This is a genomic window from Phormidium pseudopriestleyi FRX01 (assembly GCF_017313335.1).
Classification (GTDB): Bacteria; Cyanobacteriota; Cyanobacteriia; order Cyanobacteriales; family Laspinemataceae; genus Laspinema; species Laspinema pseudopriestleyi.
The window spans coordinates 1-3,001 of record NZ_JAFLQW010000168.1 but is presented as its reverse complement, the minus strand read 5'-3'; the positions used below and the strand labels follow the sequence as shown (position 1 = coordinate 3,001).

The following is a 3,001-nucleotide window of genomic DNA, read 5'->3' as shown; positions in this document are numbered from 1 at the left end:
GAACTCCATCAGCGAATGCCTGCGAGTGAAATTCCCGAACTCAATCGCCTCAGTAACAGTTTTAATCGCATGGCAGCCAGTATCGAAAATGTGGAGCACCGACGCCGGGAACTGATTAGTGATTTGACTCACGAACTGCGAACCCCCTTAACCATTATTCGCGGCAATTTGGAACAACTTGAAGATGGCACTCTACCACCGAATCCCGATATTTATCACCGTCTTGCCAAAGAAACTCGGCGTCTGGAAAGGTTAGTCAATGACTTGCAGGAACTCTCCAAAGCCGAAGCGGGTTATTTGCCGATTGATTTGCAGCGGATGAATGTGCGTCCTCTATTGGAAACCTTAATTGAACGGTTTTCCGATTGGATTCTGGAAGAAAACCTGGTGTTGCAATTAGACTGTCCTCCTCAACTCCCGGCAGTGATGGCGGACCCCGATCGCTTAGAACAAGTGCTCGTCAATCTTCTGGGGAATGCCTTTCGTCATACGGCGCGGGGTTCGATTTGTCTGCGAACCTGGACCAGTACGGGTTATCTGTGGATTGCTGTGATTGATACCGGGTCCGGTATCCCCCCGACTGATCTGCCTCATGTGTTCGATCGCTTCTGGCGCGGGTCCAGTGGCAGCAATGGCACCGGCATCGGATTAGCCATTTCTCGGCGGTTAGTGGAACTCCAAGGGGGTCAAATTCAGGTTGAAAGTGAAGTGGGAAAAGGCAGCCGGTTTCAGTTGTCTCTTCCTTTGGTCTAAGTCCCGGGGGTACATTTTCTAAATAATCTGCTGAATTACTTCTGATCAACTCGGCCAACTCTGGAGTAAAAATCACCGACTGCTGTGGGTTGCGTCATCACAGCAGTCCATGATGATCAAGGAAGTTTTTAAACCGAAGTTGAGGGGTTTAAAACCGGGAAATTATCAGATGCTTTATCAACTTTTGCTAAAAATTCATGAAATCCCTAATAAAGCTGTCCAAAATATATCAACGGCTGATGGCTACCCTAGCTATAGCAGTCCTTGCAGCAGTTGTGGAAGAAGACCTCTCCCCCAACCCCTCTCCTACAAGGAAAGGGGAGCAGGAGAGGGCATAAATCATTTAGGAAAAGCTATATGATTTTTCTAAAGGACGGAATTGGGAATCAGGCGTACAGAAATAAAATCCTCACCTTATTTTTTAAAAAGTTGCATCTGTCAAAGGGATGACACTGGATTTATAGTCGAGATATAATAGTAAAGTTTAAAGGAGTACCCCGTCATGACAATTGAGCCATCGAGAAACATGACTTGTGTCAAGACCAAATTTTATCAAGCCGATGAAGATGAGCCAGAACCCAACACCTCTCTACTTTTGGAGGTGGAAAGACTGCGCCTGAAACTTGATAAATTTAAGCAGGAAAAGGCCAAACTGCTCTGTACCCAAAAGACTTTGATGCTCCATAACCAGACCCTGAGTGCTTTGGTTTCGGAGTTGATGCAAAAATTGGAAGCCGAACAGCGCGATCGCCAGCAAACTGAATCCACCTACCAGTTTCTGGTGACGAACCTGCTTCGAGAAAAGGCGGACCTAGAAATCATGCTCGACACCATCGTCGAGCATTCCGACCTCATGGAAGAGTTATTGCATGAACAGTCTATTCGCGATCCATTAACGGGTTTATTTAACCGCCGGTATTTAGCCAAATCTTTAGAACGGGAACTATGTCGTGCTCAACTGACCGAGCGATCGCTGGGTTTGATCATGCTGGATGTTGACCATTTTAAGAGATTCAACGATACCTACGGACATGAGGCGGGGGATGTAGTCTTACAGGAATTCGGATGGCTACTCAAAACTGAAAGTGGTGCTCTTGATATTGCTTGTCGATATGGGGGAGAGGAATTTATGGTCATTTTACCCGAAGCGTCTTTAGAGAAGACTCAGCAACAAGCGGAGCATCTACGCAAACAGGTTAAACGTTTAAAATTGACCTATTTAGATCAAGACCTTCCTAGGGTAAGTATTTCAGTTGGCGTGGCTGTTTTTCCTCAACATGGGTTAAGTGGAAACAACCTCATGCAAGCAGCAGATGCAGCTTTATATCAGGGCAAGTCCCAAGGACGCGATCGCGTCGTTACGGCAGCAGGTTAATGAGCGTGTTCTCAACCGTTTCTCTAGCTCTCTTAACCTGCGATCGCCGTTCTTTAAATTTAATATTCAACTTTTGGTTAAAACAACTGCAATATAAACATCAAGCCCAAAAAAAATTGGCTCAGTTGGGAAGTCTTGTTAACAGTTCCACAACAGAGCCAGAAAAAAATGATTGGGATTTAGAGCTAATTAATTACTAGCTTGGGAAGGGAAAGCACCCGGTTGTAACGCCAAGGTCATCGGTTGACCATTGCGAATCACTTGCATTTGCAATTCGTCCCCAATGCGAGTCCGTTCCACTTGCTGTTGTACAGCATTGGCATCCGCCATTTGGACTCCATTAATTGAAACAATCACATCACCGGCACGGATTCCACTGCGAATAGCAGGAGAATCCGGCATGACTCGGGCAATTAAAATCCCTCGGTCTTCGGTAACCGTTAACCCGGCATTGGGATTATTGTTAATTTCATTTTTCAGTTCTGGAGTCAACTGCACCATTTGAATACCCAGATACGGATGTTGAACTTCTCCGTTAGCAATCAATTGTTGAGCAATATCTTGAGCGCGATTAATGGGAATCGCAAATCCTAATCCTTGAGCACCTTGAATAATCGCGGTATTCATGCCAATCACTTCACCGCGCTGATTGAGCAAAGGACCGCCTGAGTTACCCGGATTAATCGCCGCATCGGTTTGAATGAAATTCACCCGCTTATCTGGGACCCCAATTTGAGAAGCCGATCGCCCAGTTCCGCTAATAATGCCCACGGTAACGGTATTATCCAACCCGAGGGGATTGCCGATCGCGATCGCCCATTCTCCCGGTTGCAATTGCTCCGAGTCTCCCACAACCGCCGTCGGCAAATCGTT

4 protein-coding genes are annotated in these 3,001 nt (G+C 46.4%); 3 read left to right on the top strand and 1 reads right to left on the bottom strand.

The window, feature by feature from the left end:
* The 3 genes from J0895_RS06230 to J0895_RS06220 all read left to right on the top strand — a co-directional run.
* Positions 1 to 753: sensor histidine kinase (locus J0895_RS06230; protein WP_207087246.1), on the top strand; the 753-nt coding region annotated here is incomplete at its 5' end.
* A gap of 502 nt (positions 754 to 1,255) precedes the next feature.
* A complete protein-coding gene (locus tag J0895_RS06225) occupies positions 1,256 to 2,128 on the top strand; it encodes a GGDEF domain-containing protein (protein ID WP_207087245.1) in 873 nt (290 codons plus the stop codon).
* Positions 2,128 to 2,328, top strand: a complete 201-nt coding sequence (locus J0895_RS06220) for a hypothetical protein (protein ID WP_207087244.1) — start codon at positions 2,128 to 2,130, stop codon at positions 2,326 to 2,328. Before J0895_RS06225 ends, J0895_RS06220 begins: the two co-directional genes overlap by 1 nt.
* Here the strand turns inward: J0895_RS06220 and J0895_RS06215 are convergent.
* Positions 2,318 to 3,001: trypsin-like peptidase domain-containing protein (locus J0895_RS06215; RefSeq protein WP_207087243.1), on the bottom strand; the 684-nt coding region annotated here is incomplete at its 5' end. The two genes, J0895_RS06220 and J0895_RS06215, sit on opposite strands and share 11 nt — an antisense overlap.

Bases quoted from the DNA above. Each gene is read 5' to 3' on its own strand.
- J0895_RS06225 (WP_207087245.1), top strand. From the start codon at position 1,256: ATGACAATTGAGCCATCGAGAAACATGACTTGTGTCAAGACCAAATTT.
- J0895_RS06220 (WP_207087244.1), top strand. From the start codon at position 2,128: ATGAGCGTGTTCTCAACCGTTTCTCTAGCTCTCTTAACCTGCGATCGC.